The sequence below is a fragment of the Stenotrophomonas sp. 364 genome, assembly GCF_009832905.1.
Classification (GTDB): Bacteria; Pseudomonadota; Gammaproteobacteria; order Xanthomonadales; family Xanthomonadaceae; genus Stenotrophomonas; species Stenotrophomonas maltophilia_AP.
Genome location: NZ_CP047135.1, coordinates 2,534,006 through 2,560,134, shown reverse-complemented (window position 1 = coordinate 2,560,134; position 26,129 = coordinate 2,534,006). Strand labels below are relative to the sequence as shown.

General features: G+C 66.7%; 24 protein-coding genes. 10 read left to right on the top strand and 14 right to left on the bottom strand.

Going from position 1 to position 26,129, the window contains the following annotated elements; translation table 11 throughout:
* Positions 1-106 precede the first annotated feature (106 nt).
* The 5 genes from GQ674_RS11625 (at position 107) to GQ674_RS11605 (ending at position 4,213) form a co-directional block, all read left to right on the top strand.
* On the top strand, positions 107-667 hold the full coding sequence (locus tag GQ674_RS11625; protein ID WP_159497205.1) for an NAD(P)H-dependent oxidoreductase: 561 nt from the start codon (positions 107-109) through the stop codon (positions 665-667).
* 191 nt (positions 668-858) lie between these two features.
* Positions 859-2,283 (top strand): replicative DNA helicase, encoded by a 1,425-nt coding sequence (locus tag GQ674_RS11620; protein WP_128097258.1) that lies wholly within the window; start codon positions 859-861, stop codon positions 2,281-2,283.
* A 419-nt stretch (positions 2,284-2,702) separates the two neighbouring features.
* Positions 2,703-2,915, top strand: a complete 213-nt coding sequence (locus tag GQ674_RS11615; RefSeq protein WP_159497204.1) for a hypothetical protein — start codon at positions 2,703-2,705, stop codon at positions 2,913-2,915.
* A gap of 5 nt (positions 2,916-2,920) precedes the next feature.
* Positions 2,921-3,184, top strand: coding sequence for a hypothetical protein (locus tag GQ674_RS11610; RefSeq protein ID WP_159497203.1), 264 nt, complete (start codon positions 2,921-2,923; stop codon positions 3,182-3,184).
* Between the two features lie 153 nt (positions 3,185-3,337).
* Entirely contained in the window at positions 3,338-4,213 is an 876-nt protein-coding gene (locus tag GQ674_RS11605; protein WP_159497202.1) for a YwqG family protein, read from the top strand.
* Positions 4,214-4,437: 224 nt separating this feature from the next.
* On the opposite strand, the gene lpdA is transcribed toward GQ674_RS11605, so the two are convergent.
* From lpdA to GQ674_RS11570, 7 genes are all read right to left on the bottom strand, one after another.
* Positions 4,438-5,874: a dihydrolipoyl dehydrogenase gene (gene lpdA, locus GQ674_RS11600; RefSeq protein ID WP_159497201.1), complete on the bottom strand. Its 1,437-nt coding sequence runs from the start codon at positions 5,872-5,874 to the stop codon at positions 4,438-4,440.
* Positions 5,875-6,009: 135 nt separating this feature from the next.
* Complete coding sequence (gene sucB / locus GQ674_RS11595; protein WP_159497200.1) at positions 6,010-7,215, bottom strand: dihydrolipoyllysine-residue succinyltransferase; 1,206 nt, start codon at positions 7,213-7,215, stop codon at positions 6,010-6,012.
* A gap of 44 nt (positions 7,216-7,259) precedes the next feature.
* Entirely contained in the window at positions 7,260-10,091 is a 2,832-nt protein-coding gene (locus tag GQ674_RS11590; RefSeq protein WP_159497199.1) for a 2-oxoglutarate dehydrogenase E1 component, read from the bottom strand.
* Between the two features lie 185 nt (positions 10,092-10,276).
* Positions 10,277-11,182 carry a GNAT family N-acetyltransferase gene (locus GQ674_RS11585; protein ID WP_159497198.1) on the bottom strand — a complete coding sequence of 302 codons (906 nt, stop codon included), beginning with the start codon at positions 11,180-11,182 and terminating at the stop codon, positions 10,277-10,279.
* Positions 11,183-11,184: 2 nt separating this feature from the next.
* On the bottom strand, positions 11,185-12,618 hold the full coding sequence (locus GQ674_RS11580; RefSeq protein ID WP_159497197.1) for a cupin domain-containing protein: 1,434 nt from the start codon (positions 12,616-12,618) through the stop codon (positions 11,185-11,187).
* A 586-nt stretch (positions 12,619-13,204) separates the two neighbouring features.
* Positions 13,205-14,572, bottom strand: a complete 1,368-nt coding sequence (gene purB, locus GQ674_RS11575; RefSeq protein ID WP_159497196.1) for an adenylosuccinate lyase — start codon at positions 14,570-14,572, stop codon at positions 13,205-13,207.
* 36 nt (positions 14,573-14,608) lie between these two features.
* A complete protein-coding gene (locus tag GQ674_RS11570; RefSeq protein ID WP_159497195.1) occupies positions 14,609-15,931 on the bottom strand; it encodes a hemolysin family protein in 1,323 nt (440 codons plus the stop codon).
* Positions 15,932-16,219: 288 nt separating this feature from the next.
* On the opposite strand from GQ674_RS11570, the gene GQ674_RS11565 reads away from it, so the two are divergent.
* A complete protein-coding gene (locus GQ674_RS11565) occupies positions 16,220-17,635 on the top strand; it encodes a class II fumarate hydratase (protein ID WP_159497194.1) in 1,416 nt (471 codons plus the stop codon).
* Positions 17,636-17,864: 229 nt separating this feature from the next.
* On the opposite strand, the gene GQ674_RS11560 is transcribed toward GQ674_RS11565, so the two are convergent.
* The 7 genes from GQ674_RS11560 to GQ674_RS11530 all read right to left on the bottom strand — a co-directional run bounded on the left by GQ674_RS11560 (position 17,865) and on the right by GQ674_RS11530 (position 22,434).
* Positions 17,865-18,290: a hypothetical protein gene (locus tag GQ674_RS11560; RefSeq protein WP_159499418.1), complete on the bottom strand. Its 426-nt coding sequence runs from the start codon at positions 18,288-18,290 to the stop codon at positions 17,865-17,867.
* Between the two features lie 92 nt (positions 18,291-18,382).
* Positions 18,383-18,979, bottom strand: coding sequence for a hypothetical protein (locus GQ674_RS11555; RefSeq protein WP_128097328.1), 597 nt, complete (start codon positions 18,977-18,979; stop codon positions 18,383-18,385).
* Positions 18,980-19,003: 24 nt separating this feature from the next.
* On the bottom strand, positions 19,004-19,891 hold the full coding sequence (locus GQ674_RS11550; protein ID WP_159497193.1) for a DUF4097 family beta strand repeat-containing protein: 888 nt from the start codon (positions 19,889-19,891) through the stop codon (positions 19,004-19,006).
* A 23-nt stretch (positions 19,892-19,914) separates the two neighbouring features.
* The gene (locus tag GQ674_RS11545) at positions 19,915-20,946 is read right to left on the bottom strand and encodes an ABC-2 transporter permease (RefSeq protein ID WP_159497192.1); all 1,032 of its coding nucleotides are present in this window, start codon (positions 20,944-20,946) and stop codon (positions 19,915-19,917) included.
* Positions 20,943-21,818 (bottom strand): ABC transporter ATP-binding protein, encoded by an 876-nt coding sequence (locus GQ674_RS11540; protein ID WP_159497191.1) that lies wholly within the window; start codon positions 21,816-21,818, stop codon positions 20,943-20,945. Before GQ674_RS11540 ends, GQ674_RS11545 begins: the two co-directional genes overlap by 4 nt.
* The gene (locus GQ674_RS11535) at positions 21,815-22,177 is read right to left on the bottom strand and encodes a GntR family transcriptional regulator (RefSeq protein ID WP_019185943.1); all 363 of its coding nucleotides are present in this window, start codon (positions 22,175-22,177) and stop codon (positions 21,815-21,817) included. Before GQ674_RS11535 ends, GQ674_RS11540 begins: the two co-directional genes overlap by 4 nt.
* Positions 22,178-22,179: 2 nt before the next feature.
* The gene (locus tag GQ674_RS11530; RefSeq protein ID WP_159497190.1) at positions 22,180-22,434 is read right to left on the bottom strand and encodes a hypothetical protein; all 255 of its coding nucleotides are present in this window, start codon (positions 22,432-22,434) and stop codon (positions 22,180-22,182) included.
* Between the two features lie 410 nt (positions 22,435-22,844).
* Here GQ674_RS11530 and GQ674_RS11525 point away from each other — a divergent pair, with 410 nt between their 5' ends.
* From GQ674_RS11525 to GQ674_RS11510, 4 genes are all read left to right on the top strand, one after another.
* Positions 22,845-23,453 (top strand): glutathione peroxidase, encoded by a 609-nt coding sequence (locus GQ674_RS11525; protein WP_159497189.1) that lies wholly within the window; start codon positions 22,845-22,847, stop codon positions 23,451-23,453.
* An 84-nt stretch (positions 23,454-23,537) separates the two neighbouring features.
* Positions 23,538-24,518, top strand: coding sequence for an FKBP-type peptidyl-prolyl cis-trans isomerase (locus GQ674_RS11520; RefSeq protein ID WP_128097064.1), 981 nt, complete (start codon positions 23,538-23,540; stop codon positions 24,516-24,518).
* A gap of 23 nt (positions 24,519-24,541) precedes the next feature.
* Positions 24,542-25,891, top strand: coding sequence for a UDP-glucose/GDP-mannose dehydrogenase family protein (locus GQ674_RS11515; protein WP_159497188.1), 1,350 nt, complete (start codon positions 24,542-24,544; stop codon positions 25,889-25,891).
* Positions 25,884-26,123, top strand: coding sequence for a SlyX family protein (locus GQ674_RS11510; RefSeq protein ID WP_038687608.1), 240 nt, complete (start codon positions 25,884-25,886; stop codon positions 26,121-26,123). Before GQ674_RS11515 ends, GQ674_RS11510 begins: the two co-directional genes overlap by 8 nt.
* The last annotated feature ends 6 nt before the right edge of the window (positions 26,124-26,129 follow it).

Sequence of the window (26,129 nt, the reverse complement as noted above, 5' to 3'; positions counted from 1 at the left end):
GGGTGGCTGATGTGCGGGGCGATGTGGGATTGAGGGGTAGCCACCCTTCACCACGACCGAAGGGCCGCCCGCCTAGGCTTGGGCTTTCCCCCAACGGAGACATCCCATGGCCGAACTGAAGATTGCGGTACTGGTTGGCAGCCTGCGCAAGGGCTCGCACAACAAGGCGCTGGCCCATGCGCTGGAGAAGCTGGCGGCCGGCAGGGCGCGTTTCGAGCATGTGGAGATCGGCGACCTGCCGCTCTACAACCAGGATTTCGACACGGACTACCCGGCGCAGGGCGTGCGCCTGAAAAAGCAGATCCGTGACGCCGACGCGGTGCTGTTCGTCACCCCCGAATACAACCGGTCCATCCCCGGGGTGCTCAAGAACGCCATCGACCTGGGCTCGCGGCCCTACGGCGACAGTGCCTTCGCCGGGAAGCCGGCGGCGGTGGTCGGGGCCTCGATAGGGGTGATCGGCACCGCGCTGGCCCAGCAGCACCTGCGCAACGTGCTGTCCTACCTGGACATGCCGGTCCTGGGCCAGCCGGAGGTGTTCCTGCACTTCAAGGAAGGCCTGATCGACGACGCGGGCACCATCAGCAGCGAGGGCACGCGGACGTTCCTGCAGGGCTTCGTGGACACATTCCTCGCCTGGATCGCCACCCACGGCGGTCAGCATTGAGCAGGGTGCATCTGCGATAATGCGGTGCGGCGCACGGCCCGGCGTCGTGCGCCACGCGCTGCCGCCGCACCGACCGGCAAGCGCCGTTATACCCAGCTCATCCACTGCTTATCCACAGGGTTGTGCGTGGTTGCGGCGCGCGCGCCGTGCCTACCATGCCCACGCCCGCACCGCAGGAAGTACGCCTTCACATGTCCGCCCGCTCTGGCTTCCGTTCCGACCGCAAAGACCGCGGTGACCGCTTCGACCGCGATGAATCGCGGATCGACCAGCTGCGCGTGCCGCCGCATTCGATCGAGGCCGAACAGGCGGTGCTGGGCGGGCTGATGCTGGCGCCGGAAAGCTACGACCGCATCAACGACCAGCTGACCGAGACCGACTTCTACCGTCGCGACCACCAGATGATCTACCGCGCGATCCGCGAGCTGTCCGAGCGCGACCGCCCGTTCGATGCGGTCACCCTGGGCGAGTGGTTCGAGTCGCAGGGCCGGATGGAACTGGTGGGCGATGGCGCCTACCTGATCGAACTGGCCAGCACCACGCCGTCGGCGGCCAACATCGCCGCCTACGCCGAAATCGTGCGTGACAAGGCGGTGCTGCGCCAGCTGATCCAGGTGGGCACCGACATCGTCAACGACGGCTTCCAGCCCGAAGGCCGCGAGAGCAGCGAACTGCTGTCGGCGGCGGAAAAGTCGGTGTTCGCCATCGCCGAGCAGGGCGCGCGTGGCCGCACCGATTTCGTGGCGATGCCCGGCGCGCTGAAAGACGCGTTCGAAGAACTGCGCAACCGCTTCGAGAACGGCGGCAACATCACCGGTCTGCCGACCGGCTACGCTGATTTCGACGCAATGACCTCCGGCCTGCAGCCGACCGACCTGATCATCCTGGCCGCGCGCCCGGCGATGGGCAAGACCACGTTCGCGCTGAATATCGCCGAGTACGCGGCGATCAAGTCCAAGAAGGGCGTGGCGGTGTTCTCGATGGAAATGTCGGCTTCGCAGCTTGCGATGCGTCTGATTTCCTCCAACGGCCGCATCAATGCCCAGCGCCTGCGTACCGGCCAGCTGGAAGACGAAGACTGGAGCCGGGTCACCGGCGCGATCCGGATGCTGAAGGAAACCAAGATCTTCATCGACGACACGCCGGGCGTGTCGCCGGAGATCCTGCGCTCCAAATGCCGTCGCCTCAAGCGCGAGCACGACCTGGGCCTGATCGTGATCGACTACCTGCAGCTGATGAGCGTGCCGGGCAACAGCGAAAACCGTGCAACCGAAATTTCGGAAATCTCGCGTTCGTTGAAGGGCCTGGCCAAGGAACTCAACGTGCCGGTGATTGCGCTGTCCCAGCTCAACCGCTCGCTGGAAACCCGTACCGACAAGCGCCCGGTGATGGCCGACCTTCGCGAATCCGGCGCTATCGAGCAGGACGCGGACATGATCGTGTTCATTTACCGCGACGACTACTACAACAAGGAAAACTCGCCCGACAAGGGCCTGGCCGAGATCATCATCGGCAAGCACCGAGGCGGCCCGACCGGCTCGTGCAAGCTCAAGTTCTTCGGTGAGTACACCCGCTTCGACAACCTGTCGCACGATTCGGTGGGTTCGTTCGAATGACCTGGGGCACGCGACCAACGGTCGTGTGCTACCGGCGCTTGGCCCTGGCCCCGTAACGGATTAGGTACCGGCCGTTGGCCGGTGCGCCCGGCATGGGTCGGTACGCCTTGGCGATGGCTCGGTACGCCTGGGCCCGGAACGGGGTAGAGCCGACCGTTGGTCGGCTGCTCTTGCGGCCGGCGATCCTGGCCGCTCAGCCGAGCAACGCTCGGCTCTACCGAAGCGGCGATCCTGGCCGTTCAGCCGGGCAACGCTCCGCTCTACCATCGCGGCGTCATCACCGACCGTGGGCACTCATCGGCGTATTCCCGGTTTCGTCGGCCGAGGTTGGTGTTCGTCGCATCCCGCTTGCCGCGCGGGCGCTGCAACGGCAACGTGAGCCTGCGGGCATTGTCGCCCGGTGCCGGTGGAGACCGACGATGAAGACGCTGTTCGCGCTGGGGGTGTGGTGCCTGCTGTTCGTGCTGTGCTGGCCGCTGGCGGTCCTGGCGCTGCTCGCCTGGCCGTTCGTGTGGCTGCTGAGCCTGCCGTTCCGCCTGGTCGGCATCACCTTCTCGGCCGTGTTCGCCTTCCTGCGCGCGCTGTTCATGCTGCCGGCACGGCTGCTGGGCGGCGGACCGGTGGCCGCATGAGCCGCATGAGCCGACTGTGCGCTGGACTGGTCGCGCTGTGGTTGGCGGCGCCTGCGTTCGCCGCCGAACCGCCCAAGGCGTGGGTGGAGCGGCAGAATCCTGGTCAGGAGGGTGCCGAGTCTGCGGCTCGCAAGGAAGCGCCGACGCAACAGTGCCGGGTGGTGAAGGAATGGAAGGTGGGCGAGGTGGTCGCGCAGCATCGGGTCTGCGAGGACGCGCCGAAGGCGCCGGCTGCGGCCGCGCCGGAGAAGCGCCCCACGCGTACGTGATGTCGGTTGCCGCGCGGGGCGGCCGGGGCAGTGCCGGCCGCTGGCCGGCTCTTCGTGTGGCCGGCAAAAAGGGCAGCCGACCAACGGTCGGCTCTACCGGGCTTGTGGGTGCTGCGCCTAGACTGCTGTCTGCTTTCACACAGGGAGGTGGCCATGACGCTGACTCAACAGGAATTCACCGCGCTCTGCGCATCGCATGGGTTCGGCGCGCATGCCGGCGTGCTGCTGCCGTGGCTGCGGCCGCGCGTGGGATTCAGCCGCCGGGCGGAGGCGGATGCACCGATCGGCGCCTCACGGATCGGTGGCGGGCCGGATGTGCCCGCCGGCTTCACATGGCCCACCCACAAGGGCAGGCCGCTGGATTTCCTGCTGCAGATCAACCTGGCCGACGTGCAGGGCCTGCAGTGTGGGCTGGATCTGCCCGCACAGGGCGTGCTGTCGTTCTTCTACGACACCGACACGCAACCGTGGGGTTATGACCCGGCCGATCGCGGTGGGCATGGCGTCCGCCTGTTCGACGCGGACGGGTTGCAACGTTTGCCTGCGCCGGATGCGGAGACCGCGTTGGCACCGTCCGCGTTGGCGTTCCATCAGTCCTGGAGCCTGCCGCATCCGTTTTCGTCCGAGGGCGAGCAGGTGGCGCAGGCGCTGCGTGACGCGGGGTTGAGCTGGGATGACGACGCGGAGGAGGGCTACTACGCGCTGGTGGAGGAGGTTGCCGACCTGGGCTCCCCGACGCCGGGCGAGCGGCACGGTATGGGCGGCTGGTCGCATAACGTACAGGGCGACATGGCACTGGAAGCGCAGCTGGTCAGCCATGGCCTGTATTGCGGCGACCCGAGCGGATATGGCGATCCCCGCGCCGCTGCGCTGGCGGCCGGTGTGGCCGACTGGACGCTGCTGCTGCAGCTGGATTCGGACGACGAAGCGATGTGGGGCGATTCGGGAATGCTGTACGCCTGGGTCCGCCGGCAGGACCTGACCGCGCGGGATCTGTCGCAGACCTGGCTGGGCTTGCAGTGTTGCTGACGGAACCGCCCCGGTAGTGCCGGCCGCTGGCCGGCTCCTCGATCGGCGCTACGTAGAGCCGGCCAACGGCCGGCACTACCGGATCGATGGTCGAGGGGAGTCCCAGCGAGCCGTCCCACCGGAGCGATGGTCGAGGCGCCCGCCGGCAGTGGTTGCCACCGCGCAAGCACGCACAAAAAAACCCCGCCTTGGCGGGGTTTTTCGTTACACGGTCCGCAGGGCGATCAGTTCGCCTTGTGGATCGCGCGCTTGGTCACGGCCATGGCCGCGTCGTGCACCGCTTCGGACAGCGACGGGTGGGCGTGGCAGATGCGCGCCAGATCGTCGGAGGAGCCGTTGAACTCCATGGTCAGCACGCCTTCGTGGACCAGTTCGGACACGTTGGCACCCACCAGGTGCATACCCAGCACGCGGTCGGTTTCCGCGTGGGCCAGCACCTTGACGAAGCCGGCCGGCTCGATCATGGCCACGGCACGGCCGTTGGCGGCGAACGGGAAGCTGCCGGCCTTGTACGGAATGCCCTCGGCCTTCAGCTGCTGCTCGGTCTTGCCGACCCAGGCCAGCTCCGGCTCGGTGTAGATGACCCACGGAATGGTGTCGAAGTTGACGTGGCCCGGCAGGCCGGCGATCAGCTCGGCAACCGCGATGCCTTCCTCGAAGCCCTTGTGCGCCAGCATCGGGCCGCGCACGCAGTCACCCACGGCCCAGACGCCGTCGACGCCGGTATGGCAGTGGTCGTCCACTTCGATCTGGCCACGCTCGTTGACCTTGACGCCGGTGCCTTCGGCCAGCAGGCCCTTGGTGGCGGCGCGACGGCCAACGGCCACCAGCAGCTTGTCCACGATCAGGCTCTTTTCGCCTTCCGCGTCAGCGTAGGTCAGCGCGACTTCCTTCTTCTTGCCCTTGCTGGTCACTTCGGCCTTGGAGACCTTGGCGCCCAGGCGGATGTCCAGGCCCTGCTTCTTGAACTCCTTGGCGGCCGCCTTGGCCACTTCGGTATCGGCGGCCGCCAGGAACTCCGGCAGCGCTTCCAGGATGGTCACTTCCGAACCCAGGCGCTTCCACACGCTGCCCAGTTCCAGACCGATCACGCCGGCGCCGATCACGGCCAGGCGGGCCGGCACTTCGGTGAAGTCCAGGCCGCCGACGTTGTCGACGATGGTGTCGCCATCGAACTTGGCGAACGGCAGTTCGATCGAGTCCGAACCGGCGGCGATGATGACGTTGGTGCCCTTCAGCTCGACGATCGAACCGTCATGCTGGGTGACCTTGACCACGTTGCCCGGCTGCAGTTCGCCGAAGCCGTAGTAGGCAGCGACCTTGTTGGCCTTGAACAGCATGCCGATGCCGCCGGTGAACTGCTTGACGATCTTGTCCTTGCGGCCAACCATCGCCTCGACGTCCATCTTGGCGTCCCTGAAGCTGATGCCGTGGTCGCCAAAGATGTGGCCCATGTTCCAGAACTGGCGCGAGGAATCCAGCAGCGCCTTGGACGGGATGCAGCCCACGCGCAGGCAGGTGCCACCGAGGGCCGGCTTGCCGTCCTTGCCCAGGGCCGCGTCGATGCAGGCGGTCTTCAGACCCAGCTGCGCGGCACGGATGGCGGCGTGGTAGCCGGCCGGACCGGCACCGATGACGACGACGTCGAATTGTTCAGCCATTGAAATAGTCCTTGTTGCATTCCCGAGCTTCGGTCGAAGCCGGTGGCGCGCAGGCGCCGGGGAGAGAGCAGGGCAGTGCGGTGCAATGCCGTAAAACCAACACCCCTCCGCGCAGGCGCGGAGGGGTGGCGGGTCTTACAGGCCGAACAGCATGCGGCCCGGGTTTTCCAGCTGGTTCTTGATGTCCACCAGGAACTGCACCGAATCCTTGCCATCGATGATGCGGTGGTCGTAGGACAGTGCCAGGTACATCATCGGCGCGATCACGACCTGGCCGTTCTGGGCGATCGGACGTTCCTTGATGGCGTGCATGCCCAGGATGGCGCTCTGCGGCGGGTTGATGATCGGCGTGGACAGCAGCGAGCCGAAGGTGCCGCCGTTGGTCACGGTGAAGGTGCCGCCCTGCAGTTCTTCCAGGCCCAGCTTGCCGTCACGGGCCTTCTTGGCGTAGTCGGCGATGGTCTTTTCGATGTCGGCGAACGACATGCGCTCGACGTTGCGCAGCACCGGCGTCACCAGGCCCTTGTCGGTCGACACGGCGATGGAGATGTCCGAGTAGCCGTGATAGATGACGTCGTCGCCGTCGATCGAGGCATTGACCAGCGGGAAGCGCTGCAGCGCGTTGGCGGCGGCCTTCACGAAGAAGCTCATGAAGCCCAGCTTGATGCCGTGGGCCTTGACGAACTCGTCCTGCAGCTCCTTGCGCGCGGCCGAGACCTTGGACAGGTCGACCTCGTTGAAGGTGGTCAGCATGGCCGTGCTGTTCTTGGACTGCATCAGGCGCTCGGCGATGCGCTTGCGGATGCGGGTCATCGGCACGCGTTCTTCCGGACGTGCACCGGCCGCCTTGCCAGCGCCGCCACTGCGGGCGAAGTTGACGATGTCTTCCTTGGTCACCGCGCCATGACGGCCGGTGCCGGACACGTCGGCCGGGTTCACGCCTTCGGTGATCGCCGAGAAACGGGCGCCCGGGGGCAGGCCGTCGGCAGCCGACTTGGCCGCCGGCGCCGGGGCAGCAGCGGCCGGAGCAGCAGCGGCCGGAGCCGGAGCCGCCGCCGGGGCGTCGGCCTTCTTCTCTTCGGCCGGCGCGGCAGCAGCGGTCGCACCTTCTTCGATGATGGCCACGACCTGGCTGGAGGTCACGGTGGCGCCCACCTCGAACTTGATCTCCTTCAGCACGCCATCGACCGGCGACGGCACTTCCAGGACGACCTTGTCGGTTTCCAGATCAAGCAGGTTTTCATCGCGCTTGACGGCATCGCCGACTTTCTTGTGCCAGGTGGCGATGGTGCCGTCGGCGACGGATTCGGGCAGTACCGGGGCTTTGACTTCGGTGGCCATGCGGGAGCTTCCTGGTTTGTCTTTTCTAGAATGAGGGGGAGAGGTTATTCAGCAACCGAGTCGTTGAACGGGTTGACCAGCGCATCGGCGATCAGCTTCTGCTGTTCGATGATGTGGTCAGCTATGTGTCCAGCGGCCGGCGATGCCGAACGGGCGCGACCGGCGTAGTGCAGGCTCTGGCCATCGGCCAGGCAGAACTGCAGGTGGTGGCGGATCTGGTACCACGCCCCCTGGTTCTGCGGTTCTTCCTGCGTCCACACCACATCGGCAGCCTTGCCGTACTTCTTCAGTTCGGCAGCCAGCAGCGCGCGCGGGAACGGATACAGCTGTTCGACGCGGATGATGGCCACATCGTCCTGGCCACGCTTGGTCTGGTCTTCCAGCAGGTCGTAATAGACCTTGCCCGAGCACAGCACCACGCGCTTGACCTTCTTGGCGTCTGCGTTGGCATCGCCGATCAGGTGCTGGAACTGCCCATCGGCCAGCTCTTCCAGACTCGACACGGCCAGCTTGTGGCGCAGCAGCGACTTGGGCGACATCACCACCAGCGGCTTGCGGGTGGTCATGCGCATCTGGCGACGCAGCATGTGGTACGCCTGCGCCGGGGTCGACGGCACGCACACCAGCATGTTCTCCAGCGCGCACAGCTGCAGGAAACGCTCCAGGCGCGCCGAGCTGTGTTCCGGACCCTGCCCTTCGTAACCGTGCGGCAGCAGCAGGGTCAAACCGCTGATGCGGCCCCACTTGGCTTCGCCGGCAGCGATGAACTGATCGATCACGACCTGGGCGCCGTTGGCGAAGTCGCCGAACTGGCCTTCCCAGATGCACAGGGTGTTCGGATCGGTGGTGGAGAAGCCGTACTCATAGGCCATCACCGCTTCTTCGCTGAGCAGCGAATCGATGATGGTGGCCTGTTCCGGCGACTCGACCAGCTGGCGCAGCGGCAGGTAGTAGTTGTCGGTCTTCTGGTCGTGCAGGATCGCGTGGCGGTGGGTGAAGGTACCGCGGCCGACGTCCTGGCCGACCAGGCGCAGGCTGTTGCCTTCGTCCAGTACGGTGGCGTAGGCCAGGTTCTCGGCAAAGCCCCAGTCGCCCGGAATCTCGCCGGCGGCCATCTTGCGACGGTCGTCGTACACCTTGGCCACACGCGAGTGCAGCTCCACGCCTTCGGGCACGGTGTTGATCAGCTTGGCCAGCTGCTTGACCTTCTCCATGCCCACCGCGGTGGAGATGGGATCGGACAGCTTGCCGTTGAGCAGCGCAGGCCAGTCGACGTACATCCTGCTGGTGGCCGGGGTCTTCTCGACCGCCGCCAGCTCGGTGGTCACTTCACCGGCATCGAGCTTGTTGCGGTAGGCATCGACCAGCGCCTTGCCAGCGTCGGCCGGGATCACGCCGGCGGCTTCCAGCTTGGCCGCGTACAGCTCTCGGGTGGTCTGGTGCTTGCGGATCACCTGGTACATCAGCGGCTGGGTGATCGCCGGTTCGTCGGCCTCGTTGTGGCCCCAACGGCGGTAGCACATCAGGTCGATGACCACGTCCTTGGCGAACTTCTGGCGGAACTCGAAAGCCAGCTGGGCCGCGAACACCACCGCCTCGGGATCATCGCCGTTCACGTGCAGCACCGGGGCGGCGATCATCTTCGCCACGTCGGTGGCATAGCGCGTGGAGCGCGTATCCAGCGGGTTGGAGGTGGTGAAGCCGACCTGGTTGTTGACCACGATGTGCACCGTGCCACCAACGGCGAAGCCGCGGGCCTGGGACATCTGGAACAGTTCCATGACCACGCCCTGGCCGGAGAAGGCCGCGTCGCCGTGGATCAGGATCGGCATCACCTGCTTGCGCGCGGTGTCGCCGCGGCGCTCCTGGCGCGAACGCACCGAACCGGCCACGACCGGGTCGGCGATTTCCAGGTGCGACGGGTTGAAGGCCAGCGCCAGGTGGACGGCGCCGCCCGGGGTGGACACGTCAGCCGAGAAGCCCATGTGGTACTTCACGTCGCCGGCCGAGGCGTGCTCGTCGTGCTCGAACTTGCCTTCGAACTCGTCGAACAGCTTGCGCGGGCTCTTGCCCAGCGTGTTGACCAGCACGTTCAGGCGGCCGCGGTGGGCCATGCCGATCACCACATCCTTGACGCCATCCTTGCCGGCGTCACGGATGATGGTGTCCATCATCGGGATCAGCGCATCGCCGCCTTCCAGCGAGAAACGCTTCTGGCCGACGTACTTGGTATGCAGGTAGCGCTCCAGACCCTCGGCCGCCGTCAGGCGTTCCAGGGTGCGGCGCTGGGTGTCGGCATCCAGGTTGTAGTTGCCACCGGCCGTTTCCAGGCGCTGGTACAGCCACTGGCGCTGCTCGACCTCGGAGATGTGCATGAATTCCGCACCGATGGAGCCGGTGTAGGTCTTCTTCAGGCGCTCCAGCAGGTCGCGCAGCTTCATGCGCGGCTGGCCGGCGATGCCGCCGGTGCTGAACTCGCTGCCCAGGTCGCTCTCGGACAGGCTGTGGAACGGCAGCCCCAGGTCCGGCGGGTTGGTCGGCGGGGTCAGGCCCAGCGGGTCCAGGCGGGCACCGAGGTGGCCACGCGAACGGTAGGCGGTGATCAGACGGCCGACATTGCGCTCGCGCTCGTCGCCGGCACCGGTGGCCGTGGCGCTGTTGCCAGCGTTTTTGGCGGCTTCGGTGATGTGGGCGATGACGGCCGAGTGCGGAATGTCACCGGCTTCGCGGCCCTTGAAGCCGTCGAAGTAGGTCTTCCATTTGGGATCGACACTGTCCGGAGAAACGAGGTACTGCTCGTACAGATCCTCGATATAGGAGGCGTTGCCGCCGGCGAGCTGCGAAGACTGCGCAAACTGCTTCAGTAGATTGTCCACGATGGAGGGTCGGATTCGCTTGTGGGGTAAGGCTTCGATGATCCGGCAGGGAAACGTGAATAGCCCTGCGCGGGCGGTATCTAACTCCCCAAATTGTACCCCCATCGGGACAGGAAGGGGCGCCGCAGGGGCCTGGGCAGGACCTGCGGTGTCATTCCCAGACAGGTTCGAGCCCGTGGCGTGAGCTACAGGCCGATTGCCCGCAGTTCCCTGCATTCGCGCGAACGTTCCCATACGCGCTGCAAACCGTCCTGCAACGGTCGCGAACGTGCTCGCTGCGCGAGCCCTGCTTCGCCGTCGAAACGGTGTCCGCTCAGACGAAAGTAGTAGTCGCCGGCATCGTTGAGCAGGCAGGCCGACGCCGTCGCGCGGTCGATCGGGTCGCTGACCTGGCGGATCCGGAACACGCTGGGCAGGCGTTGCAGCAGCCCCAGCAGCGGTGAGCCGGCCTGGGCGATGGCGGCGGCGTCGTGCACGATCAGCAGCGCCTGCTTGTCGTGTCGGGCGGTGGCGAACCGGCGCAGCGCCTCCAGCACCGGCGCGGCATCCAGCACCCCGGGGTCGAGCTGACGGCTGTGCAGCCACAGCTGGCGTCGGGCGCGGTGGACCAGGGCGGTGGTGATCGCCACGGCCTGGTCGGCACGGTCGATGGCCACCGCGCCATCCAGCACCAGGCGCATGTGCTGGTGGGCGATGCCGGCCTCGGTGAAGACCTCGCCCTCGGGCAGGAAGCCTTGGCGGGTATAGAACACCCGGGCCGGCAACTGGGCGTGCAGGTTCACCTCGCGCCAGCCACGGCCGCGCGCGGCCTCGATCAGGGCCAGCAGCAGCGCTTCCCCGACGCCGCGGCCCCGCCAGTCGGCCAGCACCGCCATGCGGCCGATCCGGCCGTCCGGGGTGAGCCGCCCGGCACCGATCGGTTCGCCGTCGCTGCCACGGGCCAGTACATGCACGCTGAGCGGGTCCAGCGCGTCGATTTCCAACGCCGCCGGGACCTGCTGCTCCTCGACGAACACGCGCTGCCGGACCCGATGCAGCGCCTCGCGCTGCGTCGGGTAGTCCACCGGCTCGACCTGGACGCGGGCCGTCATGCTCAGGCCGGTTTGCCGTCGTCCTGGTCGTCGCTGTCGTCGAAATCGACGATGACTTCGATACCGTCTTCGTGGATGGTCACTTCGTGCACGTCGGCCTCGACCGTGGCGTCGTGCATGACCTCGATGCTGTCGGTGCCGTCGACGACGGCGTTCCCGGCGGCGTGGCCATCGTCGGCGTCCGCTTCGTCATCGAACGCCTCGTCGTCGAACGCTTCGTCGCGGGCGTTGGGGTCGAACAGCTGGTAGTAGCCGCCAGCAATCAAGGCCTGCACGGCGTCGCGCCCCTTGGCCGAGAGCTTGCCGTAGACCGCGCCGCCAAGCTGTTCGGTGGCCGCCAGGACCTGCGCATCCTTGACCGGCAGGGCGAACTCCAGGCCGCTGCAGTACAGGCTGGCCCCGCGCTTGGCGCGACGCCAGGCCACGCGTGCCCACGGGTGCCGCTGCAGGTCCAGGCCGGCGGACAGCGCGGCCTCGATCTCTTCGCGCGGCAGCGGCTCGGCGCCGGCCACCACTTCGCCGGCGGCGCGGTAGGTGGTGATGAAGCGGCCGAACCAGTCACCGAGCTTGTCGGGGTCGTTCATGCGGATGGCATTGAGCGCCTCGACCACGCGGTTCATGGCCAGTACGTCGATTTCGTGGGGGTCTTCGGGCAGCTTGAGATCCGGATCCTGGTAGCGGATCGATTCGTCGGCGCCTTCGATGAGGGTGTCCAGGTAATCGCTGATGAGTTCGGCCGAGGCCGGTGCGCGCATGCCGAAGGAGAAGGTGAGGCAGGGGTCTTCGGCGACGCCGTTGTGAGGGACGTTGGGCGGCAGGTAGAGCATGTCGCCCGGTTCAAGCACCCAGTCGTGGGTGGGCTTGAAGCGGCGCAGGAGCTTGAGCTCGACGTCGTCGCGGAAGTCGAGCGGGGGGCGCTTGCCCTTGGTGGATTCGCTGGCGTCGATCTGCCAGCGGCGGTGGCCGTAGGCCTGCAGCAGGAAGACGTCGTACTGGTCGACGTGGGCGCCGACGGAGCCGCCGGTGGCGGCGAAGCTGATCATCACATCGTCCATGCGCCAGCGCGGCAGGAAGTCGAAGTGGTTGACGAGGGCGCGGACGTCGGCGTCCCACTTGTCGACGTCCTGGACGAGCAGGGTCCAGTCGTGGTCGGGCATGCCGGGGAATTCGTCTTCCTGGAACGGGCCGGTGCGTACGCTCCAGCCGTCGGTGGCACGGTCATGGGTGATGAGGCGCGACAGGGCGGTTTCTTCGCAGGCCAAGCCGGCGAGGTCTTCGGGCTGGACGGGGGTTTCGAAATCGGGGAAGGCGCCGCGGATGAGGAGCGGGCGCTTCTGCCAGTAGTCGCGCAGGAAGACGGCGGCGGGCATGCCGAGCGGCAGGCCGGGGCGGGCCTGGATTTCGATGACGGGGGTCTTGGTGGTGCGGGCAGCCATGGGGGAATCCTTGGAGCGTGTAGACGGAAAGCGGGGGCGCGGCAGGTGGCCGGCGCGAGCGGGGCCATTGTCCGCTGGTTGGGGCCGATGTGCACCTGCGGTGGGGTGTCGCGGGGTGTGGGGGGAAGTTTGAAAGCGTAATGCCACGTCCAAAGCTACGTCCAAAGCGACGTCCAAAGCAGCGCCTTGACTGACTGCGGCGGGAGGTGGCCGGGCAGCCTTGCCCAGGACACGCCGTAAACCCGTCCCTGGGGGCTCGATGTTGCCATCCATGGCAACACACGGTCCTGGGCAAGGCTGCCCGGCCACCTCTGGACGGTATGCGGTCTGGGCGGCAGGTAAGGCGGGTCAGTAGCCTGCGTTGTTACGTGACGTGCGCGTTAACCGAAGTTGGACAGCGGTGATGTGTTGCTTTGGTAGGGTCGGGTCCCAACCGACTGCCGATGCCGTGTCCGGATCCGCTAGCCCATTGCAATGAAACGCCCCGTAGAGCCGGGCTCTGCCCGGCTGCTCCTCGCCCCCACAACGAAAAAGGGACGCGGGCAGTGCCGGCGTCCCTTCTGGCGTCATGCAGGTGGCGCGATCCTCAGATCGCCTTGGCCAGGTCCGCCGCCAGGCCGATGTAGCCGCCCGGGGTCAGGTCGCGCAGGTTCTGCTTGGCGTCTTCGGGCAGGTCCAGCGATTCGACGAAGGCCTGCATCGATTCGGCGGTGATGCCCTGGCCGCGGGTGAGGGCCTTGAGCTGTTCGTAGGGGTTGGGCAGGCCGTACCGGCGCATGACCGTCTGCACGGCTTCGGCCAGCACTTCCCACGCGGCGTTGAGGTCGGCGTCCAGGCGCTCCGGGTTCACGGTCAGCTTGCCCAGGCCCTTGGCCAGCGAATCCAGGCCGACCTGGGTGTGGCCGAAGGCAGTGCCGACCGCGCGCAGTACGGTGGAGTCGGTGAGGTCGCGCTGCCAGCGGCTGATCGGCAGCTTGGCGCTGAAATGCTCGAACAGGGCGTTGGCGATGCCGAAGTTGCCTTCGGCGTTTTCGAAGTCGATCGGGTTGACCTTGTGCGGCATGGTCGAGGAGCCCACTTCGCCTTCCTTGAGCTTCTGCTTGAAGTAGCCCAGCGAGATGTAGCCCCAGATGTCACGTGCCAGGTCGATCAGGATGATGTTGGCGCGGCGCGCGGCATCGCCGATTTCGGCGACGTTGTCGTGCGGCTCGATCTGGGTGGTGTACGGGTTGAACACCAGGCCCAGGCTTTCCACGAAGCGCTTGGCGAAGGCCGGCCAGTCCACTGCCGGGTAGGCGATGACGTGGGCGTTGTAGTTGCCGACCGCGCCGTTGATCTTGCCGGTCAGTTCCACCGCGGCAATCTGCCTGCGCTGGCGCTCCAGGCGGGCGACCACGTTGGCCACTTCCTTGCCCAGGGTGGTGGGGGAGGCGGTCTGGCCATGGGTGCGCGACAGCATCGGCTGCTCGGCCTGGGCGTGGGCGAGGGCGCGCAGGCTGGCGGTCACGCCGTCCAGGCTGGGCAGCAGCACGTCGCGGCGGGCCTGTTCCAGGATCAGGCCGTAGCTGAGGTTGTTGATGTCCTCGCTGGTGCAGGCGAAATGCACGAACTCCAGCGCCGGGCCCAGCTCGGCGTCGGCCTTGAGCTGTTCCTTGATGAAGTACTCCACCGCCTTGACGTCGTGGTTGGTGGTGCGCTCGATTTCCTTCACCCGCGCGGCGTGGGCGGGGGCGAAATCATCGACCAGGGCGCGCAGGCGGGCGCTGGCGGCGGCCGAGAACGGCGCCAGTTCGACGATGCCCGGCTCGTTGGCCAGGGCCAACAGCCATTCCACTTCCACCTTCACGCGGGCCTTGATCAGGCCGTATTCGGAAAAAATCGGACGCAGTGCGTCGACCTTGCCGGCGTAGCGGCCATCGAGCGGGGACAGGGCGAGCAGGGCGAATTCGGACATGGCGGGCGCAGGGCAATGACGGCGGGGGCCGTCATTCTACGCTGCCCCGGGGGCCTCGGCCTGTGCCATGCGTACGGTGACGGCCTGGATGCGGTGGCCGGCCATGCGCTTGATGGTGAACTGGTGGCCGTCGATCACCAGCTGCTCGCCTTCTTCCGGCAGCCGCTGCAACTGGTGGACGATCAGCCCGCCGACCGAATTGAGGTGGTCCGGGGCCTCCAGGTCATGCCCGAGCAGGCGCTCCAGCCGGAAGATCGAGGTCGAGCCGGCCACCAGCAGGCTGCCATCGGCGCCGCGGGTGGGGGCGTCCTTGACGATATGCGGGTGCTCGTCCTCGATGTCCCCGACCACCACTTCCAGCACGTCCTCCAGAGTGAAGTACCCCAGGATGCGGCCATGTTCCTCCACGCACAGCGCCAGGTGTGTGGTGCCGGTGCGGAAGCGTTCCAGCACGCTGGGAACTGGCGTTTCCAGTGCGATCAGGTTGGCCGGGCGCAGCAGTGCGCGCAGGTCGTCGGTGGGCTGGCCGCGGGCGATCTCCACCAGCAGGTCCTTCATGTGCAGGATGCCGAGCACGTCCTCGCCGTCGCGGTCGAACCACGGGTAGCGGCTGTAACGGCTCTCGGCGAACTCGGCCATGACGTCGGCCAGATCCATGCCCTCGCGGAACGCGCGCATATGGTCGCGCGGGCGCATCAGGTCGCCGGCGACCAGCTCGGGCAGTTCCAGTGCATGGCTCATCAGCGTCAGGCCGTGGTCGGGCGCGCTGTCGGTGGGCTGCTGGCGGCCGACGATGAGCTTGAGTTCCTCGCGCGAATAGCGGTGCGAGGCATGTTCAACATCGCCCCAGCCGGCCAGCCGCAGCAGCGCATTGGCGCTGTTGTTGAGCAGCCAGATGGCTGGGTACATGGCCCAGTAGAACAGGTACAGCGGCGCGGCGGTCCACAGCGACATGCGGTCCGGGCGGCGGATCGCCATCGACTTGGGGGCCAGTTCGCCCAGCACGATGTGCAGGAAGGAAATCACGCTGAAGGCGATGATGAAAGCGGTCAGGCGCGAGGCGTCGGCGCTCATGCCGAAGGCATCGAACAGCGGCTGCAGCAGGTGCGCGAAGGCCGGCTCGCCGACCCAGCCCAGGCCCAGCGACGACAGGGTGATGCCCAGCTGGCACGCCGACAGATAGGCATCCAGATGGGAGTGCACGTTGAGCAGCAGGCGGCCGCGCCAACCGTGGCGTTCGGCCAGGCCGACGGCCTGCGTATGGCGCAGCTTGACCAGGGCGAACTCGGCGGCCACGAAGAACCCGTTGAGCAGCACCAGGCCCAGGGCCAACAGCAGCAGAAGGAGGTTGCCGATCATCGCGCGCCCCGCGGCGTGGCCGCAGCAGGCAGGGGGGCGTCGGCGCCGGCGGGGTGCGCGGGCAGGGGCATGCGCGCAGTGGCGCGCCAGAAACTACAGTGAGGGTCGTCACCCATGGGGGCGGCAGTCTTTCTGAATGGACACGAATCCCGAGTCTAGCCGATCACCCGCGCTGTTGGGTTCGGTGCACGGTGGGAGTATTGTGCGTAGAGCCGCCAGCCAGGGAATCAGGCCCGTTGCCAGCCGCAGGTTCCCTTTCCCTACCGAAAGAATCGCGGAGTTGATGCAATGAGCAAGGGTTTCAGGATCGAGCACGACAGCATGGGCGAACTGCAGGTGCCCAGCGATGCGTTGTGGGGCGCGCAGACGCAGCGGGCCGTGAACAATTTCCCGGTGTCCGGGCAGCGCATGCCGCGCGGCTTCATCCGCGCGCTGGGCCTGGTCAAGGGCGCAGCGGCGGCGGTGAACGTCGAGCTGGGTCATCTGCCGAAGAACATCGGCAAGGCGGTCGAGGCAGCCGCGGCCGAAGTGGCCGACGGCCAGCACGATGCGCACTTCCCGATTGATGTCTACCAGACCGGTTCGGGCACGTCGTCGAACATGAATGCCAACGAGGTGATTGCCACCCTGGCCAACCGCGCGGGCAAGGCGGGCAAGCTGGCGGTGCATCCCAACGACCACGTCAACCAGGGCCAGAGCTCCAACGATGTCATTCCCACCGCGCTGCGCGTCTCGGCGCTGCTGGGCGTGCACGAACAGCTGCTGCCGGCGCTGGTGCACCTGCGCAAGACCATCGACAAGAAGGGCCGCAGCCTGCGCAAGGTGGTCAAGACCGGGCGCACCCACCTCATGGACGCCATGCCACTGACCTTCGAGCAGGAGTTCGGTGCGTGGTCGGCGCAGTTGGCCTCGGCGCAGGAGCGTATCGAAGACAGCCTCAAGCGCCTGCGTCGGCTGCCGCTGGGCGGCACGGCGATCGGCACCGGCATCAACGCCGATCCGCGCTTTGGCGAACGCGTGGCCAAACTGCTCAAGCAGCAGACCGGGGTCAAGTTCGACAGCGCCGAGAACAAGTTCGAAGGCCTGGCTGCGCAGGACGATGCGGTGGAACTGTCCGGCCAGCTCAACGCGCTGGCGGTGGCCCTGATCAAGATCGCCAACGACCTGCGCTGGATGAATGCCGGTCCGCTGGCTGGCCTGGGCGAAATCGAACTGCCGGCGCTGCAGCCGGGCAGCTCGATCATGCCGGGCAAGGTCAACCCGGTGATTCCGGAGGCCACGGTGATGGTGTGCGCGCAGGTGATCGGCCACCACACCGCGATCACGGTGGCCGGGCAGACCGGCAATTTCCAGTTGAACGTGACGCTGCCGCTGATCGCGGCCAACCTGCTCGATGGGATCGGCCTGCTGTCCAACATCTCGCGGCTGCTGGCCGATACTGCGATCGCCGGCCTGACGGTGCGCGAAGACCGGGTGCGCGAGGCGCTGGACCGCAACCCGATCCTGGTGACCGCGCTGAACCCGATCATCGGCTATGAAAAGGCCGCAGCGATTGCCAAGCGCGCCTACAAGGAGCAGCGCCCGGTGCTGGACGTGGCGCTGGAAGACAGCGGGTTGTCCGAGGCGGAGCTGCGCAAGCTGTTGGACCCGGCGGCGCTGACGGCCGGTGGTATCCATGCGGGTAGCGGCGGTGGCGGTGGTTGATCGATACAGGTAGCGGCAACAACGAAAAACGGGCCGAAAGGCCCGTTTTTTGTTCCGCCGGTAGTGCCGGCCGCTGGCCGGCGCTTCGTTCCCGCCGCGAGCAAGCCGTTCGGTGGCCGGAAATTCAGGGGCAGCCGGGCAGAGCCCGGCTCTACGGGGACTGGCTCAGTGGCCGTCGGTGGGTCGGGCGCCCAGCGCCCGACCCATCGACGCGCCGCGCCGTCAATCGTCAGTGCCGATCGGCCTGCAGGTTGTCGAAGGTCTCGGTGTAGTCCTTGAACTCCGGGATGCGCTGCACCAGGTCCGGCGGGATCGGCTGCATGCCGGCCGGCACCTGGATCTTGACCGAACGCTTGGCCGGGTCCGGCGGGGCGTCGGTGAGGGTGTTCTGGCGCAGCACCTGCAACTGGCCGAACATGCCCTGCAGCAGGGCCTGCTGGCTGGGATCGAGCGGAATTTCGATCTCGTCGATCTTCATGTGGCCGTTGGGCAGCACAATGATGTTCGGCGCCGGCGCGCGGCGCACCGTGAGCATGCCGTCGCTGACGGTGATCTTCGGCTTGCCGCGCTCGGCACGATGGTTGCGGTATTCCTGGTCGCAGCCGGTGGCGGCCAGCCAGAACAGGGCAAACAGCAGCAGGCACAGCTTCTTCATGGTGAGCGCAGGCATGAAAAGGGGGAGGACCATTCTAGTCCTCCCCCCGTGCGTGCGGACCCGGCTGCGACCGAACGTCGCAGGCCCGGCAATTACTTGCCGCAGTCGTCGATGTCGCTCTGGTCCATGGTGGCGTAGGGCTTGAACTCGGGCACGGCGGCGGCCAGCGCCTGCTGCTTGGCCATCATGCCCGGCAGCAGGGTGCACAGCTGCTTGGCCTGGGCCTCGATCTTGCTGGCTTCGGCGTTCACCCGCCCCTCGATGCCCTGGGTATCGCCGGAGAAGATGCCCTTCAGCGCCTCGCCGGCCGCCTTCACGCCCAGGTTGGCCCCGGCCACGCCGATCTCCATGCCGGCGCCGGCCACCGCTTCCACCTGCTTCCGGTAGTCCAGCAGAAGTTCACGCTGGTGGGCGTCGGTGGCCACGGCGGTGCCGTTGATCAGCAGTTCCCCCTGCGGGGTGATTTCGGCCTTGATCGACTGGCCGTTGGACACGCTGATATTGCTCTCCGCCAGTTCCTTGCGGGCCTTGTCGGTGGCGTCCTGCACGGTCTTGCCAACGGTGCTGGCTTCAGCGGCCGGCGACGTGGCCTTGCCGGTACCCGGGTCGGTCCGGGCGGCGTCGTGGTTGTTGCAGGCTGCCAGCGGCAGGCACAGCAGCAGGGTGGGCAGCAGCAGTCGGGTGGTCATGCGCAGGTTCCTGGAAGGGGGGGATTACTTGCCGCGCGGCAGCTGCACGCGACCGCCGATACCGCTGTGGTTCACATCGCCACTGCCGCTGTGGGCCACGGTCAGGTCGCCGCTGACATCGCGCGCGGTGACGTCACCGGAGCCATGCCGTTCGACACTGACGTTGCCGCCCACGCCGCGCAGTTCGACATCGCCCGAGCCCACGTTACCGATGCTGACGTTGCCTTTGACCTGGCGCACGTCGGCGTCGCCGGAACCCAGCGTTTCCAGCGTGACGTTGCCCTGCACGCCGTCCAGTTCGAGGTCGCCCGAACCCACCGTGCCGACCTTCGCGTTGCCGCGCAGGTTGCGTGCCTTGAAGTCGCCCGAACCCACCGACAACAGGTTGAGCGAACCGGCGCCGTCCAGGGTCACATCGCCGGAGCCGATCGCGGCGGTGACCGGGCCCTTGATGTTGTGCAGGGCGATGTCGCCCGAGCCGACGTCGGCGCTCAGTGAGTGCGCACCGGTGACGCTGACGTCGCCCGAGCCGACCTTCAGCTGCACCAGCAGGGTATCCGGCACGCTGCCGCGCAGGTCCAGGTAGGCGTAGTTGCTACCGCCGATGTTGATGCTGAGGTTCTGCTTCTCGCGTTGCAGGCGCACCACCAGCTTGTCGCCCACCTTCTGCTGGGTCACGGTCAGCTGGCGCAGCCAGTCCGCGTTGGAGGCGCAGGCGCGGCCACTGAGCTGTGCGGCACCGCCCCCGGCGGTGAGCACCAGGTCGTGCTGGTTGACCTCGAACACCACCGCCTTGGCACCGGCCAGGTCGAGCTTGAGGTCACGCGGTTCATTGAACTTGCACTGCGGCTGTTCGGCCAGGGCCGACAGCGGCAGCAACAGCAGGGAAGCAACAGCGAGCATGCGGATCATGTGCGGCTCCTTGAGTGAATCGATCAGATCTCGCCGGCGCGGCGGCGCAGGCGGATGGCGACGATGATGAAGACCACGCCCACTGCGGCACCGATCCAGATATCGGGCAGGCTCAACGCGGTCAGCTGGTTGGCCGGGGCCAGCGCGGCCACCAGGTTGTCACGGTCGCCGATCACCGCGCGCAGCTCATCGGCGCGGTAGAACACGTCACTTCCCGGCAGAGTGCCCAGCAACAGGCGGCCGACGATGTGCTTCCAGAACCAGCCGCTGGTGCTGTCGAAGGCATTCATCAGGTGCGTGCTGCTGACGATGATGCCGGCAAACAGCGGCAGCATCACCGCCCACAGGAACGGCTTGGTCTTGGCCCAGGCCGAGCACATCAGCAGCCAGCCCACGCTCGGCAGTGCCCAGAGCAGGTACACCGGCAGCCAGGACAGGTGACCGGCCGCGATGGCCAGCGGGCTGGCCGGACCCCAGATCAGGGTCATCGGGTCGCCGCCGTGGCTGAGCACCACCACGCTGATGATCAGCAGGAAGCCGAACATGGTCAGGATCGAGGCGATCACCGCGATCACCGGTGCCACCAGCAATGCGCTCAATGCCTTGGACAGCACGGTCTGGGTGTCCGACAGCGGCAGCGACTTCCAGAACAGGATGCTGCGGTCGCGACGGTCGTCGTACAACGCGCCCAGGCAGTAGAAAAACACCACGAAGGCCAGCACGATGAACGGCCACAGCGAACTCAGCAGCAGGGTCAGGTCCAGGCCGTTGGCCAGGTTGTGCAGCGCCTCGGCGTCCAGCTTCTTCGTCAGCAGGGCCAGGTCCAGCCCGTTGACGTTGACGCTTTCATTGTCGATCACCAGGCTGCCACTCTTGGCCGCGCGGTTCATGGCCAGCAGCCCGAACAGAATGCCGATCAGGCTCATCACCAGCGAAATCGCGCCGGCGATCAGCGGGGCGTACAGGAACCCACCGCGGTTCTCCCAGTACTCGCGCTTGAGCATCCACTTGAAGGTGCTGGCCTTGCTGATGGGGTGGTAGTGGACGGTGTTCATGCGTAGGTTCCCTTCATGATGGCCACGAACAGGTCCGCCAGCCCCGGGCTGCGGATCTCGCCCAGGGGCGTGAGCTGGGCGCGCGGCACCCCGTCGAACAACAGCACGGTCTTGCCGAACGGCAGGGCACGCTCGTCGATGGGCTGCAGGGCGCGGGCGGCGTCCAGCGACTCGGCCGACACCAGCACTTCGCTGTAGCGCTCGCCAATGTCTTCCATGTCGGTGGTGAGCACGATGCGGCCGTCGCGGATGAACATCACATCGGTGAGGATGTGCTCGATCTCTTCCACCTGGTGGGTGGTGACGATGATGGTCTTCTGCTCGTCGAAGTAATCCTCCAGCAGGCGCTGGTAGAACTCCTTGCGGTACAGGATGTCCAGGCCCAGGGTCGGCTCGTCCAGCACCAGCACCTTGGCATCGATGGCCATCACCAGCGCCAGGTGCAGCTGCACGATCATGCCCTTGGACAGCTCGCGCACGCGCTGCTTGGGCTGCAGCTTGGTCGAGGCCAGGAAGCGCTCGCACCGGGCGCGGTCGAAGCGCGGGTGGGTCCCGGCAACGAAGTCGATCGCTTCGCGCACCTTCATCCAGCGCGGCAGCACCGCCACGTCGGCGATGAAGCACACATCGTTCATCAGCGCGTTGCGCTGCACCGCCGGGTCCAGCCCCAGCACCTGCAGTTCGCCTTCCACCGTGGTCAGGCCCAGCAGCGCCTTGAGCAGGGTGGTCTTGCCGGCGCCGTTGGGGCCGATCAGGCCGGTGATCCGGCCCGGGGCGATGGTGAAGCTGGTGTTGTCCAGCGCCACGGTCTGCTTGTAGGCCTTGCGCAGGCCTCGGGCGGAAATGACGACATCACTTGCAACGACATTCATGAGGATTTCCCCTGGGGCAGCAATTCGTCGAGATTCAGGCCCAGGCGCTGGATGCGCTCCAGCACCAGTGGCCATTCTTCATTGAGGAACCGGTCGCGCTCGCTGCTGCGCAGCTGCGTGGCCGCTTCCTCGGTCATGAACATGCCCAGCCCGCGGCGCTTCTCGACCAGGCCTTCGTCAGCCAGTTCCTGGTAGGCGCGCGAAACGGTGATGGGGTTGAGCTGGTATTCGGCGGCGACCTGTCGGACCGAAGGCAGGGCGTCGCCAGGCTTGATGATGCCGTCAAGCATCATGGCAATCACGCGCTCTTTCAGCTGACGGTAGATCGGAGCACCATCGCTCCATTGGATATCGCTCATGGTCAGCTCCGTGGGTTCAGCGACTGTGCGAATGAGAAGTAAGGCATGGACAGGGAGCTGTGCAGCCGGCGGGGGGGCGTGGGGGCGCCGTTGGCGTTCCCTGCCTGGAGTACGCCTGCGTCCTGCGGGCTTTCAAACGCACCGGTGGCAGCGGCGCTGCCTATGTCACCGGCGGGGGTGCCAAGCCAGCCGAGCAGCAACAGCGCGGAGGCGGCGGTGACAGCTTTGGCGGACTGGCGGCGGCGCATGCGGTTCATGGGCTTCCCCTGCATCAGGTGACTGGTGTTGTATGCAACTATAACACCGGCACGCCGGAGTGCAACAGCTGACCACCCCCAACTGATGGCAGGGGTATGACAGCGGACGCGCTGTGATTTCAACTGATTGATTTCTATAGCGATGTTCTGGTTTCCTGACGGCTCGGTGGGCCATCGTCCATTCAGTCTGGTCAATGGTAGGTGAGCTGACACCTCTATTCAGGTAATGCGGCAGACCGCCACACTCGGCAAGCCGGTGCGGATCGGCGGCTCGGCGACCGCTGGATGCCGGGTCGAGAGGCCTGCCTGCCTGTAGCAGGGCAGGGCGCTGCGGCCACGCCACGCAGCGGCAAAAGTGCCGGTGATATAGTCCGAAACAACCCTTTTGATCCCTTTCCTGGAGTGTTCCGATGCCCCTGACCCACCTTGAGTCGTCCCCGCGCCGTGCGGCCACCGTGCGGGTGCGCCGTTGGGGCGTGACGCTGCTGCTGGGCGGGTTGCTGGCTGCCAGCGGGGCCCAGGCGGCCGGGTTGCTGGACGTGTCCTATCGACCGCTGGCCGGCAAGACCCAGGTCAACCTGCAGAAGCAGTACGGCGGCAAGGTGCTGCTGGTGGTCAACACCGCCAGCAAGTGCGGCTTCACCCCGCAGTACGAAGGCCTGGAGGCGCTGCAGCAGAAGTACGCCGGGCGCGGGTTCTCGGTGCTGGGCTTCCCCTCCAACGACTTCAAGGGCCAGGAGCCGGGCGACGAGACCCAGATCCAGGAATTCTGCACGCTGACCTACGGGGTCAAGTTCCCGATGTTCCAGAAGGTGCAGGTCACCGGGCCGCAGGCCACGCCGCTGTACCAGCGGCTGACCGCCGCGACCGGGGTGGCGCCGGGCTGGAATTTCCACAAGTACCTGGTCGGCCGGGACGGCCGGGTGGTGGCGCAGTTCCCCAGCAAGGTCACGCCGGACGACAAGGCGCTGGTCGCCGCGATCGAACGTGAGCTGTCTGTCATACCCGCCAAACACTGACAACCTCGACATCTCGCATGTGCGTGCGACAATGATCGCTTTCGCGCCGACGTCGGCGTCCAGTCACTTCCAGGAAAGTAGCGAATGAAGATGGGAATGCGCGGCGCCGCGGCGTCGGTTCTGATTCTGGCGATGGGTGCCACCGGTACCGTGATGTCGCAACAACCGGCCGCGCGTGCGGCCGTCAAGGAGACTTCCGCTTTGAACTCCCAACGGGAAAAGCTCGGCTACGCCATCGGTATCGACGTGGCCAACTCGTTCGCCCCGATCTCCAGCGAGATCGACCTGGCTGCGCTGCGCCGCGGCGTGACCAATGCCTTTGAAGGCAAGCCGCCGCTGATGTCGCAGGACGAGGCGCAGAAGACCGACGCCGCCCTGCGTCAGGCGATGATGGCCAAGAGCGGCCAGCCGGTGCCGGGCGTGGCCCCGGGTACCCCGCCGCCGAAGGTGGACCGCGAGAAGGTCGGCCTGATGCTGGGCACCTACGCCGTGGGTCCGTCGCTGGCCCCGCTGAAGGCGGACCTGGACCTGGACGCGCTGTTCGACGCCGTCACCACCACCTTCAACGGTGGCACCGCCAAGATGACCCCGGAGCAGGCCAAGGCCACGCTGGAAGGCTTCATGGCCGGCAAGCAGGCTGAAATGCAGGCCCAGGCGGCCGCCAAGGCCGGTACCAACCGCACCGAAGGCAATGCGTTCCTGGCCAAGAACAAGACCGTGCCGGGCGTTGTCACCACCGCTTCGGGCCTGCAGTACCAGGTGCTGCGTCCGGGTTCGGGCGAGCGCCCGATGCCGACCAGCAAGGTCCGCGTCAACTATGAAGGCAAGCTGCTGGACGGCACCGTCTTCGACAGCAGCTACGAGCGTGGCCAGCCCATCGAATTCGGCCTGGACCAGGTGATCAAGGGCTGGTCCGAAGGCGTCTCGCTGATGCCGACCGGGTCCAAGTACCGCTTCTGGATCCCGGGCGAGCTGGCCTACGGCGAACAGGGCACGCCGGGCGGTCCGATCGGTCCGAACGCGACGCTGACCTTCGACGTCGAACTGCTCAACGTCCTGCCGTAAGCGAAACTGGAGTCCCCACGGACATGCGTGTAGCGATTTTCGGTACCGGTTACGTCGGTCTGGTCACGGGTACCTGCCTGGCCGATGTCGGCCACCAGGTGGTCTGCGTCGATATCGACCAGGCCAAGGTCGACGGCCTCAACCGTGGCGTCATCCCGATCTACGAACCGGGCCTGGAGCCGATGGTCAAGGCCAATCACGCCGCATCGCGGCTGGCCTTCACCACCGATGCCGCCAGCGCGATCACGCATGGCCAGGTGATCTTCATCGCCGTGGGCACGCCTCCGGACGAGGACGGCAGCGCCGACCTGCAGTACGTGCTGGCGGTGGCCCGCACGATCGGCACGCACATGGCCGTGCCGACCGTGGTGGTGAACAAGTCGACCGTGCCGGTAGGCACGGCCGACAAGGTGCGTGCAGCCATTGCCGAGGTGCTGGCGGCGCGTGGGGTGGAGATCGCGTTCGACGTGGTCTCCAACCCAGAATTCCTGAAGGAGGGCGACGCGGTTGCCGACTGCATGCGGCCCGACCGCATCGTAGTGGGGGCCTCCAACCCCGATTCGGTGGCGCTGATGCGCCGCCTGTACGCACCGTTCAACCGCAACCACGACCGCGTGGTGGAAATGGACGTGCGCTCGGCGGAGCTGACCAAGTACGCCGCCAACGCGATGCTGGCGACCAAGATTTCGTTCATGAACGAAATTGCCAACATCGCCGAGAAGGTCGGTGCCGACATCGAGCAGGTCCGTCAGGGCATCGGCTCGGATCCGCGCATCGGCTGGCACTTCATCTACCCGGGCGCCGGTTACGGCGGCTCGTGTTTCCCCAAGGACGTGCAGGCGTTGGCCCGCACCGCGCAGCAGCATGGCCATGAGCCGACGCTGTTGAACGCGGTGGAGGCGGTCAACGAAGCGCAGAAGGGGCATCTTTACCAGCTGATCCAGCGCCACTATGACCGTGGCGAGGACGAAGGCGTGCGTGGCAAGACCTTTGCGGTATGGGGGTTGGCCTTCAAGCCCAACACCGACGACATGCGCGAAGCCTCCAGCCGGCGCCTGCTGGCCCAGTTGTGGGAAGGCGGTGCCAGCGTGCGCGCCTATGATCCCGAAGCCACCGACGAAGCGCGCCGCATCTTTGGTGAGCGCGATGACCTGGTGTTCTGCGACAACGCCTACGACGCGCTGGACGGCGCCGATGCGCTGGTTGTGGTGACTGAATGGAAGCAGTTCCGCAGCCCGGATTTCGTCCGCCTGCGCGAGGTGCTCAACGATGCGGTCGTGTTCGACGGCCGCAACCTGTACGACCCGCAGGAAATCGAAGCCGCGGGCCTGGCCTACTACGGCATTGGCCGGGGACGTTCGCTGCATGCATGATTCCACCCCCACACCGCGTGAGCAGGCGCTGGAAGCGCGCCTGATCGAGCTGGAAATGCGCGTGTCCTTCCAGGAACAGGCCTTGGCCGAGCTCAGTGAAGCACTGGCCGATGCACGCATCGAAGGCAGCCGCAACGCCGACCTGACCCGCCTGCTGCTGGAGGACCTGGGCAAGGTCCGCAACGCGCTGTATTCCGATTCGGGCGAAGAACCGCCGCCCCCGCACTACTGATCGATT